Source organism: Pseudomonas sp. MWU13-2105 (genome assembly GCF_023242315.1).
Classification (GTDB): Bacteria; Pseudomonadota; Gammaproteobacteria; order Pseudomonadales; family Pseudomonadaceae; genus Aquipseudomonas.
In genome coordinates, this window is the sequence record NZ_JALLIY010000090.1 from 1 (window position 1) to 449 (window position 449).

The 449-nt window shown below is 53.9% G+C and carries 1 protein-coding gene; it reads left to right on the forward strand.

Features of this window, described 5'->3' with window-relative positions; all coding sequences use genetic code 11:
* The coding region (locus tag M5B96_RS32435; RefSeq protein ID WP_248801251.1) for a hypothetical protein at nucleotides 1-308 on the forward strand (308 nt) is incomplete at its 5' end.
* Between the last annotated feature and the right edge of the window lie 141 nt (nucleotides 309-449).

Below are 449 nucleotides of genomic sequence, written 5' to 3' on the forward strand. Positions count from 1 at the left end.
CACCTCCTGTCGAAACCATTGCGCTAGAACACATCATGATCGATCTATTCATCGCTCTTCTGGATTTCCTGGGCCCTCTGGACTCCGTAGCTCAAGCAGACGGGCCGTCCACATGGGTGCGACGTCATCGAAAGCTGATCAGAGTGTTGTACATCCTTTGTATGCTTCCCGTGTGCGTAGCGTTCTTACTGCTTTTTATCGACTGGGTGGCTGGCCTCGGCATCGGAGGGAAGAGTGTGGTCATGGTCGTGGTAGGGATGCAACTAATCGGTTTGCTTGTCCTGCTGTGCCGCAAGAGCAATAAATAGACGTCATCGTCGGGTTCCGCTATCTCCGTAAGTGGCGATGGGGCCCCGTTCCGAGAGGTCTCTGTCTCGGGTACTCAAGGAAGGATAAAACGTGGTCGACGAATACAATCAAGCACTCGTCATAGGTGCAGCCTGCAGCGC